This is a genomic window from Chitinophaga sp. GbtcB8, from assembly GCF_019091455.1.
Classification (GTDB): Bacteria; Bacteroidota; Bacteroidia; order Chitinophagales; family Chitinophagaceae; genus Chitinophaga.
On the sequence record NZ_JAGXJN010000010.1, the window covers coordinates 141317 to 156670 of the forward strand.

17 protein-coding genes are annotated in these 15354 nt (G+C 43.6%); 14 read left to right on the top strand and 3 right to left on the bottom strand.

Annotation, left to right across the window (positions count from 1 at the left end; translation table 11 throughout):
• The first annotated feature begins 110 nt into the window (after positions 1-110).
• The 7 genes from KVT36_RS11960 to KVT36_RS11990 all read left to right on the top strand — a co-directional run bounded on the left by KVT36_RS11960 (position 111) and on the right by KVT36_RS11990 (position 2998).
• Complete coding sequence (locus KVT36_RS11960; RefSeq protein ID WP_217603727.1) at positions 111-632, top strand: DUF6232 family protein; 522 nt, start codon at positions 111-113, stop codon at positions 630-632.
• Positions 633-640: 8 nt separating this feature from the next.
• The gene (locus tag KVT36_RS11965) at positions 641-988 is read left to right on the top strand and encodes a hypothetical protein (protein WP_217603728.1); all 348 of its coding nucleotides are present in this window, start codon (positions 641-643) and stop codon (positions 986-988) included.
• 20 nt (positions 989-1008) lie between these two features.
• Positions 1009-1518 carry a DinB family protein gene (locus tag KVT36_RS11970; protein ID WP_217603729.1) on the top strand — a complete coding sequence of 170 codons (510 nt, stop codon included), beginning with the start codon at positions 1009-1011 and terminating at the stop codon, positions 1516-1518.
• A gap of 169 nt (positions 1519-1687) precedes the next feature.
• Positions 1688-1837: a hypothetical protein gene (locus KVT36_RS11975; protein ID WP_217603730.1), complete on the top strand. Its 150-nt coding sequence runs from the start codon at positions 1688-1690 to the stop codon at positions 1835-1837.
• Between the two features lie 4 nt (positions 1838-1841).
• A complete protein-coding gene (locus KVT36_RS11980) occupies positions 1842-2372 on the top strand; it encodes a DUF6169 family protein (RefSeq protein ID WP_217603731.1) in 531 nt (176 codons plus the stop codon).
• A 7-nt stretch (positions 2373-2379) separates the two neighbouring features.
• Positions 2380-2739, top strand: a complete 360-nt coding sequence (locus KVT36_RS11985; RefSeq protein ID WP_217603732.1) for a DUF6717 family protein — start codon at positions 2380-2382, stop codon at positions 2737-2739.
• Positions 2740-2809: 70 nt separating this feature from the next.
• Positions 2810-2998 (top strand): hypothetical protein, encoded by a 189-nt coding sequence (locus tag KVT36_RS11990; RefSeq protein ID WP_217603733.1) that lies wholly within the window; start codon positions 2810-2812, stop codon positions 2996-2998.
• 75 nt (positions 2999-3073) lie between these two features.
• Here the strand turns inward: KVT36_RS11990 and KVT36_RS11995 are convergent, their stop codons facing one another.
• Positions 3074-4252, bottom strand: coding sequence for an ATP-binding protein (locus KVT36_RS11995; protein WP_217603734.1), 1179 nt, complete (start codon positions 4250-4252; stop codon positions 3074-3076).
• Between the two features lie 481 nt (positions 4253-4733).
• Here KVT36_RS11995 and KVT36_RS12000 point away from each other — a divergent pair, with 481 nt between their 5' ends.
• The 4 genes from KVT36_RS12000 (at position 4734) to KVT36_RS12015 (ending at position 10832) form a co-directional block, all read left to right on the top strand.
• Complete coding sequence (locus KVT36_RS12000) at positions 4734-5306, top strand: Crp/Fnr family transcriptional regulator (RefSeq protein ID WP_217603735.1); 573 nt, start codon at positions 4734-4736, stop codon at positions 5304-5306.
• Between the two features lie 87 nt (positions 5307-5393).
• Complete coding sequence (locus tag KVT36_RS12005) at positions 5394-5774, top strand: nuclear transport factor 2 family protein (RefSeq protein ID WP_217603736.1); 381 nt, start codon at positions 5394-5396, stop codon at positions 5772-5774.
• Positions 5775-6207: 433 nt separating this feature from the next.
• The gene (locus tag KVT36_RS12010) at positions 6208-9294 is read left to right on the top strand and encodes a TonB-dependent receptor (protein ID WP_217603737.1); all 3087 of its coding nucleotides are present in this window, start codon (positions 6208-6210) and stop codon (positions 9292-9294) included.
• Positions 9295-9320: 26 nt separating this feature from the next.
• The gene (locus tag KVT36_RS12015) at positions 9321-10832 is read left to right on the top strand and encodes a RagB/SusD family nutrient uptake outer membrane protein (protein ID WP_217603738.1); all 1512 of its coding nucleotides are present in this window, start codon (positions 9321-9323) and stop codon (positions 10830-10832) included.
• Positions 10833-10891: 59 nt separating this feature from the next.
• Here KVT36_RS12015 and KVT36_RS12020 read toward each other — a convergent pair whose 3' ends face one another.
• Positions 10892-11779 (bottom strand): hypothetical protein, encoded by an 888-nt coding sequence (locus KVT36_RS12020; protein WP_217603739.1) that lies wholly within the window; start codon positions 11777-11779, stop codon positions 10892-10894.
• Between the two features lie 119 nt (positions 11780-11898).
• Here KVT36_RS12020 and KVT36_RS12025 point away from each other — a divergent pair, with 119 nt between their 5' ends.
• Positions 11899-12261: a GntR family transcriptional regulator gene (locus tag KVT36_RS12025; RefSeq protein ID WP_217603740.1), complete on the top strand. Its 363-nt coding sequence runs from the start codon at positions 11899-11901 to the stop codon at positions 12259-12261.
• Positions 12262-12268: 7 nt separating this feature from the next.
• A complete protein-coding gene (locus tag KVT36_RS12030) occupies positions 12269-13150 on the top strand; it encodes a slipin family protein (RefSeq protein ID WP_217603741.1) in 882 nt (293 codons plus the stop codon).
• 5 nt (positions 13151-13155) lie between these two features.
• On the opposite strand, the gene KVT36_RS12035 is transcribed toward KVT36_RS12030, so the two are convergent.
• A complete protein-coding gene (locus KVT36_RS12035; protein ID WP_217603742.1) occupies positions 13156-14775 on the bottom strand; it encodes a glycoside hydrolase family 31 protein in 1620 nt (539 codons plus the stop codon).
• Between the two features lie 158 nt (positions 14776-14933).
• Between KVT36_RS12035 and KVT36_RS12040 the strand changes: the two genes are divergently transcribed.
• Complete coding sequence (locus KVT36_RS12040) at positions 14934-15329, top strand: hypothetical protein (protein ID WP_217603743.1); 396 nt, start codon at positions 14934-14936, stop codon at positions 15327-15329.
• The last annotated feature ends 25 nt before the right edge of the window (positions 15330-15354 follow it).

Consider the following 15354-nt stretch of genomic DNA (forward strand, 5'->3'; position numbering starts at 1 on the left):
ATATGTTCTATTCGTTTAGCAAAGCAGCATATTCGTTACAATGAAATATTTTTTCGTATTTTCAGTATAATTTTCACGTTAATATATTATTTGACCCTAAAACAAATAGCATGAGTATTAATAGCAGAGAAAAAGGAGGCAGCCCGTATCAGGGCTCGTTAATTTTCACTAATCATACCCTTGCATTTAATGGTACTACTATTCAACTAAGAAATGTAACAAGGTTTGGAACGCGTGAAATTAAGCGGACTCATAAAATTTCTCCTATATTACTGATAGCATCCGCAGTAATATTTTTTCTGTCGTTATCCTGGAAAGGTTTAGGTTTTATTTCCTTTATCGCTGCTGCAGTTGCAGGATATGGGATCTATGAATTTTTTCGGCCGAAGTTATATGCTCTTATTATTGAATTAAATTCTTCCTATCATCATATATTCAGCAGTGTAGATAGAGGGGGCATAGAGGAAGTACATAGAAGGATCACTTCGGCTATGACAAGTGACAAGCCGGTCAATACAACTGTAAATTTTAGCAGCGACAAGATAATATTCGGTGATCATGTGGCACGCGATAAATACGAGGTCAATGACTCAAATATTGATAAGATGGGATCTTTCAACAATAATCCTTAAATGCCGGTATGAAAAAAAATGATGAAGTCATGGGAGACAAAATAAGTATACATAATTCAGCAATTGGGGCTGTCGGAAGAGGCGCTGTTAACTATGGAAATGTAACGTCAACATCTGGAAATTATGATTACAGTGTAATACTTGAGGAAATTAAAAAGCTTAAAGACGTACTCTATTCCATGCCACAAAGTGAAGCCCAAATACTTGCCCTATCAGATATTATACGGGCAGAAGAAGCAGCGTCTTGCGAAGATGGCCAAACCCTAATAGGATATTTAAAGAAATTAGGTCCATGGGTATTCGATTTAGCCAGGGATATAGGTGTGAATGTTATCTCGGGTTTTATAGGGAAGTAATAGCTAAGTAACAGAGTAACATGCTCAACACCTTAAAACAAAGTTTGTGGGCGCAATTTGGAGCAAGCATAGACATGCTCGAAAATGCGATAACCTCATACCCTGAAGATCATTGGGATAACAACAGGAAGTTTTTTTACATTGCCTATCATACCCTGGTATTCCTGGATTACTATCTTACCATTCCACACAAAAACAATCCGGCCTCGTTACCCTTTACGCTCGCAGCATCTGAAGATGAAATAGACCCTGACGCATTAGATGATATAATGCCTAACCGTATTTACAGCAAAAAAGAATTACTGGACTACCTGCAATTAAACCGTGAAAAGTGCCGCCAGGTAATTACAGGCTTAACAGAAGAAAATATAGAAGAGCGATGGATAGAGGAAGGAGGTGATATGAATTATGCAGTGCCGGAAATATTATTATATAACATGCGGCATGTGCAGCATCATGCAGCGCAATTGAATATGCTTTTGCGCCGGCAGATGGGTAGTGCGCCAGGCTGGGTTTCAAGGGGGAAGTAAGGGGTGTGAGCGGAGGCATTCCCATAAGGTATATTTCAGATAGTATATACCTGATTTATATGTAAAATATTAATTAACATGTAGTTATTGTTGTTTTGGATTCATTAAGATCCCCGATATCATTCATTTATTATTTCCATTTCAAAAATTAATGGTAAATTTGTTTACCATGAGTAATATACTTATAATAAAGCGTGAAAATAAAAAAGCTCGTGAAGCTATAAAAAAGCTACATGAGGCAAAGGCTGCTTTGCGCTTATATGTATTAAATGGTGGCAACGTGAAAGATTATAATCCCCCCAAAACTAAAGAGCTTTAATAAGTTGCTTACCCCATATGAATTCCTGCCTCTTATAACACCAATTGAGGTAAATGTTACTTACGTTTTTCATACTAAATATGGCCATAAATATGGCGTTACTTTTATTGAGGCAACTAAAATAACAGAATTACTTGATGAGTATCCTGTTATATCAAACGCAATATATGTCACTTTAGATATTCTTCAACCAGGTGGATCTTTATATTTTGACTGCAGGATTGGAATAACTGTAGTAGAGATTATCAAACACTACCTAGCGAATGTTGATATGAGATGCCTCTTAGTTTACAACTGCGCTATTGATGAAGGTAAGCAAGTTAAGAGAAACGATAAATTTGATCGATGGTTTAACCATTTTGCCCAAGACTATAAGTTTGAGAAAATAGACAGAGAAATTTTAGAGCCTCAAGAAGACAAATATATCCCAACCTTTATTTCATTTTTATTTTCATCAATACATCCACGAAAAGTTCAAATCTTACAAGAGCTTGAGATGTTATCTCAGTTACTAGGAACCGATAAACTTGGATGATCTCATTATGCGGCTATTTAATTTCATCTTTAAAAATGAAAAATGGTATATAGATCTGCCACAATATCTTGCACTTGGAGGGAAAGAGTCAGATTTGGAAATGGTTGCGGGAGCTGATGTCATGCTTGATTTATATTCTCAGCATAAAAGCTCAGTATCGTTGTTTATTGACACTGTTCCTTTTCAAAATTCTGATGCGCTATACTTGACAGAAATTTGCAATAAAGAGGATGGAGGAGGCGCATTTTATTTTATGCCATTCTATCAACAAAAAAAAATAGATCAAAGCGTTTGGCTGTGCGATGTATTAATTTTCGTATTTAACGCGATTCCCCCAATTATTTATTGCGCTAATTCTAAATATTAAGCTTCAAAACTAGTTTGAGAGTATAAGAAGAAAGTTCAACCGGTATATATTATTGCTGATCGGTTTCCACATGAAAAGTATTGCAAGGCCCCAGCGTTATTATCCTAAAGATAATATAAGAATATGGACTAAAAATGAGTTTAAAATATCATTAGAAGAATCAAAAAAGCCAAATTGGGGGGATCTTTTATGCCTTGCTACCTATAAAAGGGAATACCTTTTAGAACTTGTAAGACAGCACCCTGATTATAGCTTATAAGAAGGGGCAAATTCTCTAACCTTTTCCTGCAGGACTTATTAGCTTTTGGCGATTTATCAAGCTGATAAACCGCCATCATTTTTTGGTGTTCAAAAGTTCCTGCATAAGATCATGCAAGGGAATGGCAATCACACCTTCACGCATGGGAAATCTTTCATTGCCGGAATAAACAACATAACGCCTGTCGGCTTTTATGTCCTCGCAAGCGATATGAAAGCCTTTCGATAAAGAAGGAGCGGAGCTGCGTTTTACTTCAATGGCCCATTTTTCACTACCTGAAAATTCCAGGATAAGATCGATTTCCGCCCCGCCTGGTGTGCCGTAATAAAAAGGCAAAGCGTTGGACGGTGCAACGGAGAGAAGATTTTCAATTACAAAACCTTCCCAGCTTCCCCCCACGACGGGATGGCCCAGCAGATCATTATAAGTGGAAATATTCAGCAAAGCATGCGTTATGCCGCTATCGCGTACATAGATCTTCGGAGCGCGTACCAGCCGCTTGCCCACATTGAATGTCCAGGGCTGTAAACGTCTGACAAGTAATAGATCTACCATAAGATCAAGATAACGACCGACTGTTACGGCAGACACTTCCAGGTTTCGTGCCAATTGCGCGGCATTCATTACTCCACCCTGGTTATGCGCAAGCATTGTCCAAAAACGCTCAAGAGTTTGGGCCGGAATGCGTGGCCCTAATTGGGGGATATCGCGTTCAAGATAGGTTTTGATAAAATCGCGGCGCCATTTCAGGCTGTCTTGATCGGATGCCGCCAGCAGACTTTCTGGAAATCCACCCCGCAACCAAAGTGGAGTGATCAACCCGGAATTTTGCGCGGTATATTCTAAGACATCGATGCCGTGCAGCTCGATATAGGCGATCCGCCCAGCCAGCGATTCGCTGGATTGCTGTAAAAGATCAATTGAGGCTGATCCCAAAAAAAGAAACTGCCCGGCTTTATTGCCTTTGCGGCGCTCCTTGTCGATAATGCCCCGTAGTGAAGCAAACATTTCCGGCTTACGTTGCACTTCATCCAGGATAATCAGCTTTTCCCTGTTTTCTTCATGGAAAGCAGTGATATCCCGCACCCTTTCCAGGTCAAGCATGTTTTCCAGGTCAAGATAGATCGAAGGAATATTTTCGGAGATATTCAGGGCAATGGTTGTTTTGCCGACCTGACGCGGCCCCATGAGTGCAACCGAGGGGCTGCGCTGAAGGGATTCCCGGATTTTATTTTCGAGTCTACGTTTTATCATCTCTGCAAATATAACATAAAATGTTCGATTTGCAGAGTAAAATATCAATTAACCATGCAAATATAACATAAAATGTTCGATTTGCATGGTTGAAACAATTATAGTTCCTTCAGTAATATGGTAGAGAATGATAATATAAAAGCAGACGCTGTTACTAAGAAAATCTCAAATAGCTCATGAAGGGAACAAAATAATTTCCGTTAAAAAGGAGATATGGCCGGGCATAAGTTGGGCGGATATAGCGAGGCGGGGCCTGGCACTCATTCTGTGCGATGCCGCATATCCTGCGAGTCACGATCTTGACAATCCCCCATCATTGATCTCGTGTAAGTAATGCAGCTTAAACATAAGTTCCGCATTCATGACACACACTTACCGGTCAAGAAAAGTATAATTAAAAGCAGCTACGGTGTTAACGGCAAAAATTATTACCTTGATTGCGGCCGGAAGACAAAGTGCCAGCATTAAACCTCAATAAGGCATGGATCCAAGACAACTACTAAAAGAGCACATGGCGAAAACCACTAAACTTTCGGATAATGAGTTCGACGATTTCTTCGATTGCTTTACAACCAGATCCTATAAAAAGGGAGCCTATATTATTACCGCAGGCGAAAGAATAGACTGTGAATATTTTGTACTTAGTGGCTGCATTAAAACCTTCTATGTAAATGATAACCAGAAAATGTTTGTGCTGCAGTTTGCAATGCCTTCGTGTTGGGCATCGGATTACAGTGCCCTGTATAGTGGCACAAGAGCTACTATCAATATAGGTTGTATTACAGATACAGAATTGTTGTGCCTGTCGAACAAGGCACGGGAGGACGCCTGTAAAAAGTTTCACCAGGTAGAACATTTTTTCCGCGCTCATATGACCAGTGAATATGTGGCTTCTCAAAAAAGATTGCTAAGCACAATGAACAACGACGTGAAATACCGCTATGAAGAACTGATAACTTTATTCCCTGAGTTGTACAATATGGTGCCCAAAAGACTGATTGCCGCTTATTTAGGTGTTTCAAGAGAAACACTTTACCGCCTGAATAATTCCTGAGCTGCGGTCCTCTGAAAAATGTGATTTGCATCACACAATTTACTTTCGTGCCCGTCATACCTTCGCGGCATACTAAACATATAAAGTATGACAACTCAACTAACAGATGGATCCACCATTGCGCAGGCATTGGAAGAATATTATTTTCAGGGAAGTTATGAAGGCGATTTGAATAAGTTAAAACAGATCTTTCACCCGGGTACCAGGCTGTTTGGCGATGTAAAAGGGCAACCTTATAGCAAAACATTGGATGAATGGCTGGATGTGGTAGCGAACCGGGAGAGTCCGAAAGATTCGGGGAAGCCATTTAAAGGAGAGATCTTGAGTGTTAAGGAGGTGAACTCTGTCGCGGTTGCAGAGGTACAGGTGAAGGCGTATGATATGGTTTATCATGATTTTTTGTCGTTACACAGGATTGATGGCAAGTGGGTCATTGTTAGTAAAATTATGAGTGGCATCAGTCAATAAATAAGTTTTATTACATAGTACAACGTTAAGCATATAACAGATAAAGATGGCTTCACTTTGTGAGGCCATCTTTATTGTAATAAAATATAACGCATCAAGATAAGATAGTTGAAATTGTCTGAAAAGATTATCCTACTATTTTGATGGACTAAATATTTATTCTATTTTTGCGGTGCCAGATACATATTCCAGTAGTATCTGATAGATCGGAATAATGACAACAAGCATCAAGAAACCATGAGAAGATCAACTTTACTTTTACCAGCTTTATTCTATTCAAAACCCTTGTTTGTAAGCATAAGATGTTATTGTAGCAACGCATAATTTAGGCAGATAATACGTCAACCATCGCCAGCTGCTTTTCCCGGCACCTGGTATATATGTTGTTGCCCTAAAGGCAATATATTCCTCCATTCTTATAATCTAAACACGCATGTTCAAAAAAAATGTAACACTCGTGCTTGCGCTGCTGTTCAGCACAGTGCTTTTTGCGCAGCAAAAACAAATACGGGGGCAGGTGCTCGCTGCGGAGAACAAGCAGCCATTGCCCGGAGTGACCGTAAAGATCAACCGCACCACACTGGGTACTACTACTGACCAGGATGGCCGTTTTCAGCTGAACATTCCTGGCGGCAAAGCCGTGCTTTCCGTTTCCTTCATCGGCAGGGAAGCAGTGGAAACAGAAGTACGGGAAGAGGATGCAAACGTCATCATTCTCCTGAAGCCCGCCAATACTACGCTGGATGAAGTAGTGGCAGTGGCCTATACCAATGTAAAACGCTCAGGGTATCCGGGAGCCGTATCCACTGTAAGCTCAGACAAGATCAATAACCGGCTTACGCCCAATGTTACTAATGCCTTACAGGGACTGGTAACCGGCCTGCAAACTACTTCGTCTAACGGGCAGCCGGGCAACAGCTCCACCATACGTATACGCGGTGTAGGCTCTATCAATGCCTCCAGCGCGCCGCTGTTTGTTGTGGACGGCGCTCCGTATGAGGGCGACATTAATGCGCTTAATGCGGCAGACATTGCATCCATCAGCGTATTGAAAGATGCTACTGCCGCTAACCTCTATGGCTCACGGGCTGCTAATGGAGTGATCATCATTACCACTAAGCAGGGCAAAAAAGGGGAGCCCGCAGTGAACGTCACCTTTAACCAGGGCTGGAGCAGCCGCGCGGTAAAAGACTATGACAAGATCAACACCGATCAGTATTTTGAGCTTTACTGGGAAGCGCTGCGTAATAAGCAGCTCACTAACGGGCAGTCACCTACGCAGGCAGCAGCAACAGCCAGTGCGCGTGTAGTAGGGGACCTGGGCATCAACCCATATGGCCCTAACTACCTGCAGCCGGTAGGCACAGACGGAAAGATAGTAGCAGGTGCGCGGCCTTTGTGGAACGATGACTGGGAAAAAGGCATCCAGCAATCCGGGAAATATACACAGGCGCAGCTTAGCTTCAGCGGTGGCAGCGATAAGTCTACCTATTATATTAGCGGCGGTTATGTGAACAATGAAGGCGCTTATATAGGCTCCGGCTTTAAACGTTATAATTTCAGAAGCAATCTCACCTTACAGGCTAAACCCTGGCTAAAAGCAGGCGTGAACCTGAGTGGCTCCAGCTCTGCACAGGATTATCCTGCGTCTTCCGATTCGCGTACAGACAACGTAGTGCTGTTTGGCAGAACGGTTCCCGGCTTTTATCCTATTTACCAGCGCAACCCCGATGGCTCCTACAAGCTGGATGCCAGCGGACAAAAGCAGTTTGATTACGGCGCTTACCGCCCCTCTGCAGCCCTGGCACGGGAGAACCTGATAGGTTCCTTACCGCTGGACAAGAACCGGAACAGCAATGAGAACGTATCTGCCAGAACATTCCTGGAAGCATCGCTTACCAAAGCCCTGCACTTTAAGACCAGCTATAACATTGACTATGTGAACGGCAATTCGCTGTTTTACACCAACCCTACCGTGGGTGGCGATGCAGAGATAGGCGGTGCTATCAGCAAATCCAATAACAGGGAGCTGAGTTATACCTGGAACAATATACTCACCTATGATGCAGACCTGTTAGGCGGGCATCACCTGAACCTGCTGGCCGGGCATGAATACTATTATTACAATTACAGCACCCAAAGCGGCAACCGGCAGAAGTTTGCATTACCAGGCCTGTATGAGCCGGCAGCAGCCTCGCAGCTAAATGATTTTACGGGTATTTCAGATAACTATGCGAAGCTGAGCTTCTTTGGCCAGGGCCAGTATAATTATCTGAACAGGTATTATTTCACAGCATCGGTGAGAAGGGATGGCTCCTCCCGTTTCTCGCCGGACTCACGCTGGGGTACCTTCTGGTCTGCCGGTGCATCCTGGCGTATTGCAGAAGAGGCATTTCTCCGCTCTGTGAGCTGGCTGAATGCCCTTACGCTAAAGAGCAGCTATGGCGCTTCCGGTAATGATAACCTGAGCACCTATTATGCTTACCTGGCGCTTTTTGATATCCGGAATAACCTGGGCAACGGTGGCGTCATCACTTCCAGGCTGGCTACCCCGGGGCTGAAATGGGAAAGCAATCTTAACCTGAACATAGGCCTGGATTTCGGGTTGTTTGACAACCGCCTGTATGGTACCATCAACTATTACAATAGAACCAGCAAGGATCTGCTGTATGCAAAACCCATGGCGCCATCCACCGGCTTTGGCTCTATCAGCGCCAATATCGGCGCCCTGCGCAATACCGGTGTGGAGCTGGAGCTGAATGTGATACCAGTGAGCACCCGCGATATTAAATGGAGTATAGGCCTGAACGTTGCACATAACAAGAACAAGATCACGGAGCTGCCGCAAAAAGAAATTATCAGCGGCACCAAAAAGCTGACGGTCGGCTCTTCCATCTATGAATTTTACTTGCGTGAATGGGCCGGTGTAGATCCGCAGACCGGCAACCCGCTTTGGTACCAGAGTGGTGCTGACGGTAAAAAAGTAACCACCAGCAACTATGCTTCCGCCACACAGTATTATGCAGGTTCCGCACTGCCGGATCTGACAGGTGGTGTTACCAATACGATTAGCTACAAAAATGTTGAGCTGTCGTTCCTGTTAGCTTACAGCATAGGTGGTAAGGTGCTGGACCTGGATTATGTATCGCTGTTAAGCGGTGGTGCAAGTCCTGGCCGCAACTGGTCCACAGAGCTGCTGGAGCGCTGGACGCCTGAGCACACCAGCACGGATGTACCTAAGCTCACTACTGATAACCTGAACTGGACCTCTACCTCAACCCGCTTCCTGTACAGCGCCACCTATGCGCGCCTTAAAACAGTATCGCTGGGATATTCATTGCCTAAGCAGCTGCTGTCAAGAATAGGTATCAGCAGCGCGAAAGTATATGCGCTGGGTGAGAACCTGCTCACTTTTTACGGCCACCAGGGCATGGATCCGGAACAGTCTATAGATGGCACTACCTACTACCAGTATCCTGCCATGAAAACATTTTCACTGGGCATACAGGTAGGGCTCTAATGTGTAACGTTTAATACTGAATGAAAATGAAAGCAAGCAGATTTTATATATATGCCGCAGCGCTGATCATTGGTTTGTCGGCCTGCAACAAGCAGCTGGATACCGCTCCTTCCAATGCGGTATCAGAAGATCTTGTACTGAAGAATATTGACAACCTTAATACGATCTCAGAAGGCACCTGGGCCGCCATGATGGATGATTTTTACGGGGGCACCTACAGTAACCCGGGATTCAAGACCATTGCGCTTACCAGCGACGCCATGGCAAATGACGTAGCGCTGATCACCACCAAATATGGTTTTCCGACTGCTTACCGTTTTACGCAGCTGAATGATAAAACACAGTCACGTGTCAACGCTATCTGGGGCCAGCTGTACAAGATCATTAATAACAGCAATATTATCATTGCCAATGCAGATAAGGTGGATGGCGATGCCACTGCAAAAAGCGTGGCCAAAGGACAGGCGCTGGCTTTAAGGGCGCATACCTACCTGACCATTGCCTCGTTTTACCAGTTCTCCTACCTGAAAGATTCCCTGACCAAAACAGCGCCTATTTATACGGAGCCTACCACCGCCGCTACAGTGGGTAATCCGCGTGCTTCCCTGAAAGAGATCTATGAGCTGATCTTCTCTGATCTGCTGCAGGCAAAAACGCTGTTAACCGGTTATGACCGGCCGGCTAAATACAAGATCAATGCCGATGTGGTGAACGGCCTGCTGGCACGTGCTTACCTGAATACAGGCAGATGGGCGCAGGCAGCAGCTGCGGCAGATGAAGCGCAACGGGATTATCCTTTGATGGCGCCCGCTGAGTACAGCAAGGGATTCAATGATGTAAACAATACAGAATGGATCTGGGGGCATCCTGAAATTCCCAGCCAGAGCGACGGCAGCTACAGCTTCCACTTCCTGGACGTATCCTCTGCATCTTCTTATTACTATAGCTTCATGGCTGATCCTTTCTTTGGGGAGCTGTTTGAAGCAGGTGATATACGCAAAACGCTTTTTTCGTGGGATGGTTCTGCCGTTGCGCGGGAAGGGTACCTGCAGTATAAAAAGTTCAAGTTCAGGGCAGACCAGACCGCAGACCTGGTGCTGATGAGAAGCGCAGAAGCCATCCTGATCAAAGCAGAAGGTTATGCACGTGCAGGCAACCTTACTGAAGGCATTAATGCGCTGAACCAGCTGCGTACTGCAAGAGGCGCCCGCGCTTTTGATGGCACAGGAGCTACGCAGGCCAGCCTGGTAAAAGAAATATTGGTTGAAAGAAGAAAAGAGCTGTGGGGAGAAGGGTTTGGCTTATCCGATATTATCCGCAACCAGCTGGCTGTTGTGCGTAAGCCTTATGTGGACGCTGGCGGCGATGATATAAAAGTAACGGTGGTAACGCCGGATGGCACTACCAAACAGGTGGCTGCCAAATACCACACCGCGCTGAATTTTGCAGACGGTACTGCCTTTGTGCCTAACAGCCCTTACTATATTTTTGTTATACCACAGGCTGAAGAGCAGAATAACCCGAACCTTAATAATTAACATAAAGCAGTCCCCTTTTTCCTTTAGCAGCAACGGGCAGGTATATACCTGTCCGTTGTTTAATTTTCCACTACCACCTTTATATGAAATAGTGTGCTTGCTCCCTGATCGTTATCAGCTACCAGGTGCAGGTACCACTCTTTATCCGTAACAGCTGACAAACAAGCCCCTTCTACCTTTTCGCCTTTGAATGCAGGATCTGCATCAGACAGGTTAACAATGCCATCCAGCAATACGTCCCGGCCATCCAGCTTTTGACTGATCTGTTTTACCCAGCCGAAGTAACTATCTCCTATAACACCATCGTCATAAGTATTGCCGGTAGCTTCGCTTGACAGGATGATCAGCAATGCATCTTCCTGCTCAATATAACACAGCTCTGAAACGCCGGCAAATCCGGGTAATGAGAAAGGAATAACGAGCTTTGAAATACGGATCGCAGCATCTTCCTGACGTTCCCAAAAATCAGGTGTAGTGATAATAAGATGATTGACAGGATTGCTTTCATTACCACGGTTACTGAGTATGAAATGGCTGCCTGCCAGGGTAGCGCCTTCTATGTTTATTCCGGGGATCTGTTGCAGGCGTTTTATAAAGGAAGCATATGAAATATAAGAAGGTTTGTTATCCGTGAAGGGGAGACGCAGCAATACGCCCATTTCCCTTTCTTTTGTAGCTGCAGAACCTAATGCTAACAAGTGCTTTTGACCATCAAGATCCAGTATCACTGCTGTTTCCAGGTCAGTCTTCTTTGCTTTGGGGATCCGTTTTTCTTCATAGTGAAAGAACGGTACCGTATTTACTTCATTGTAATTACTATCCAGTATCAGCAGCGTATTGGCATCATCTCCAATAACATACAGGTGGCCAGCGTAATAGTTAATAGCGGAACCGGAGGGGTAATCATTTAACAACAAGGATCTTAACAATGTTATACTAGCTTTCAAGACTGTAATGATTTTAATAGGATTAAATCTACAAAATGAAACTATTTCCCAACCAGATTTTGTAAATCCGGAAATACTTGTATATTTGTACTATATGTATAGTACAATAAGACACTGCTATGATTGACTTTAAACTAGACCCAAAGACAGGTACCCCGTTTTACCGGCAAATTATTGATCAGATCAAGTTTGGTATTGCGGCCGGGAACCTGAAAGCAGGAGAGCAGCTGCCAACGGTGCGTGCATTGGCCGTGGATTTAAAGGTAAACCTGAATACCATAGCCAAAGCGTATAAGGAGCTGGAAATTCAGCGTGTTTTAGAAACCCAGCAGGGAACGGGAACCTTTATCAGTGAAATGAAAATTCAAATCCCGGATAAGGAGAAAAAAAGCAAGTTAAAGGAGATCTGTAATGAGTTTACTGCTATCGCATTTAGCTATGGCTTTTCAATAGATGACATCATTAAACAACTAAAAAAATAACAATATAATGAGTACAAAAAAGAATATAAAATTAGGGTTGAACCCCATATCGAGGGTCGTCTTTTTTGTGTTGGCGGGAGCCTCCGCTGGGCTTTATTATTTAGGGTACCTGAATGTTCCGTTCCTGGTTGTATCCCTGCTTATTTCTTTATTCATTGCCAGCTCCATACACATAGCAGATCAGTGGGAGAAAGCTATTATCCTGAGAATGGGTAAATACGTAGGTTTGAAAGGGCCCGGTATCTTTTTTATTATTCCCATCGTTGATAAAATAGATAACTATATTGACCAGCGGGTTAGGGTTACTGACTTTAAAGCGGAACAAACGCTTACTAAAGATACCGTACCGGTAAATGTGGATGCCGTAGTATACTGGACTGTTTGGGATGTGGAAAAGGCAGCGCTGGAAGTGCAGGACTATGAAGTAGCAATTTCATATATCGCACAAACCGGGTTAAGGGATACGATAGGGAAGCATGAATTAGCAGAATTACTGCAGGAAAGGGATAAGGTGGCGGAAGTGCTGCAAAAGATCCTAGATGAGCATACCAATTCATGGGGCATCACTTGCCAGAATGTAGGTATAAAAGACATTATTATTCCTCAAACATTAGCGGATGCCATGAGTAAGGAAGCGCAGGCAGAAAGGGAACGCCGGGCAAGAGTGATCCTGGGCACTGCTGAAACAGAGATTGCCGAAAAATTTGCGAAGGCAAGTGAGCAGTATATTAATAATCCTGTAGCCCTGCACCTGAGAGCAATGAATATGTTATTTGAAGGTTTAAAGGAAAAAGGATCCATGGTAATTGTGCCAAGTTCCGCACTGGATTCCATGAACCTGGGCGCTACCGGTGGTTTAATTTCTTTGGCAAAATCAAATGAGCCTTGATGCTGTTAATCTATCCGGTCAAAGGCAGGCAGCTCCCCGATAGGGGCCTGGATCGCTGCTTTTAATGGGCCTGTAAATACTTTTCCATCTTGACCTGCCCATTTGCCTTTCGGAAATAACACGGTCCTGGTGGAAGTTTTATCAAGCACCGGGGCTACCATCAGACGGTCCCCCAGCATAAACTGGTCTTTGACAGCTGAAAGGCCCTGGTTAGGAAAAACATATTCCATACAGCGGACAACCGGTTCCCCGCTTTTAGCGGATGCGCTTACTGTTTGAAGGATGTAGGGAGCATATTTTTTCCGGAGCAATACGGCATTTTTTACTGCTGCCAGGTGCTCTTTATCCAGGATGCGCCAGGGTGCAACGGAAAACTGCATCATGGGCATTAATGCGCTGCATTCAGCAGAACGTACCACCAGGTCCTGGTCAAAATTGGCAAGGCCAATAAACGAACCGTATTCCCCGCCACCGATCATATCCGGGCAGGTGAACTGGTAGCCCAATAAACCCGCTGCGATCATGTTCGGGATCAGTTTTTTCAGATCGTTCCAATTGTGCTTTTTATCGCGGAGCCTTTCAGCAAGGGGCTGGCCGCCTCTTTTCCACATGGCGCGGTATTCATTCAGCTTATAGTAAGTGCCAAATACGCCCCATAGCTCGCACTGTTCATTGGCGTTCTTTTTTTCATAGGTGAGTATATTCCCGGTATAGAATTCTATATCTCCGGCATCAAATTTAAAACCGTCAACCCCGTATTGGGAGCTCATATTATCCAGCTGTTTTTTATACCAGGTTTGCGCGCCGGGATTGGTAAAATCAAGGCATGCGCTATAACCGTTCCACCAGCTAATGATAGCCGGTTTGGCAGCGTCTTTCCACTTCAGGGTTTTATCGCCTTTGTTATCCATGATCAGGTACCGGTCATCGTTTAGTTCACGGAAGATCTCTGTATCCGGCGATATGAACGGACTTACCCAGATCATTACCTTGAAGCCTAACTGGTGTAATTCAAGGATCATTTGTTTAGCATCGGGAAACCGGTCCTTCCTGAATTGAAATTTACCGTAATAGTCAGCCCAGTTATCATCGATCATCAGAACACCGGGTGGAAAACCATTGTCAATGATGGCATGGGCATACTTAAGAATATCGGTTTGGTTCTGGTTATAAACAAGCTCTATCCAGGTATTATACTGCGGGCGGGTGAACAGCAGGCTGTCAGGCATTTGCCCGGTGGCCTTGAAATGTTTGTTGCTGGCGGATGTGAAGGCATCGGCCAGGGTTTTACCGGCGTTATAAATATTTACACTGTCAAGGTTATCTGAAACCAGCAGCTCATTTTCCGAAAGAATGAATTTAAACGGCTGATTGCTCCAGATGTACCTTCCGGCAGTAGAAAGCAAAAATGGCGCTGACTGGTTACCGTTATTATTCCCAAAAAGATTAAACTTATAACCTGGTTCATAAGGAGCCAGGTTTCCTTCGTCGACTGTTCCCCCATACCATCGCTCGCCTTTTAATAGTTTGAAATGTTTTTGGCCTCCCTGCTGAGCTGTTGAGAAAAGTGGCAGTATTATGAGCGAAGCAGCAATGATGTGCTTTGTTAATTTTAGAATGGTCATGATTTGATAGTTCATTTTTCTGAATGCAATAGGGGAGGTGGTGTAAGCTTCAAATATTAGGCTTTAAAATAGGTATTTATAGCGGAGGATGCAATGGGGATGGAAAAATGCCGGGATATATTTTAAATTCAAGTTTTTTTTCGAAAAGTTTAAATACAATGAAGATTAAGGTAGTTTTCGGAAGTGTACTGTTTTTAGCCGCTGGCTGTTTTGATATTTTCACTGAGAAACAAATAGAACTTGTAGGGCATATTTCACTGATTAGTTCAAATAAACCAGATGATAAGGAGTATACAATGGTGCTATATAAAGATGGAATCAATGAAAATGTGATATACGAAAACATCAAAGATGTTGCTGGAGATGACTCTGTTTTATTTGTGAGATCGATTAACAATGAATGTAATGATGTCTATTACAAAATAATCCATGACAAAGGGCAGCACCTTATCAAGGTTATAAATATAAATTCGAAAGATTATTTGCAACAACTAAATGTTATGGAAGTAAAGTATGGCTTTCATGATGAAGCTCCATGCGTTAGTAATCTTTAGTAAAACTAAAATTAATTGTCTGAAA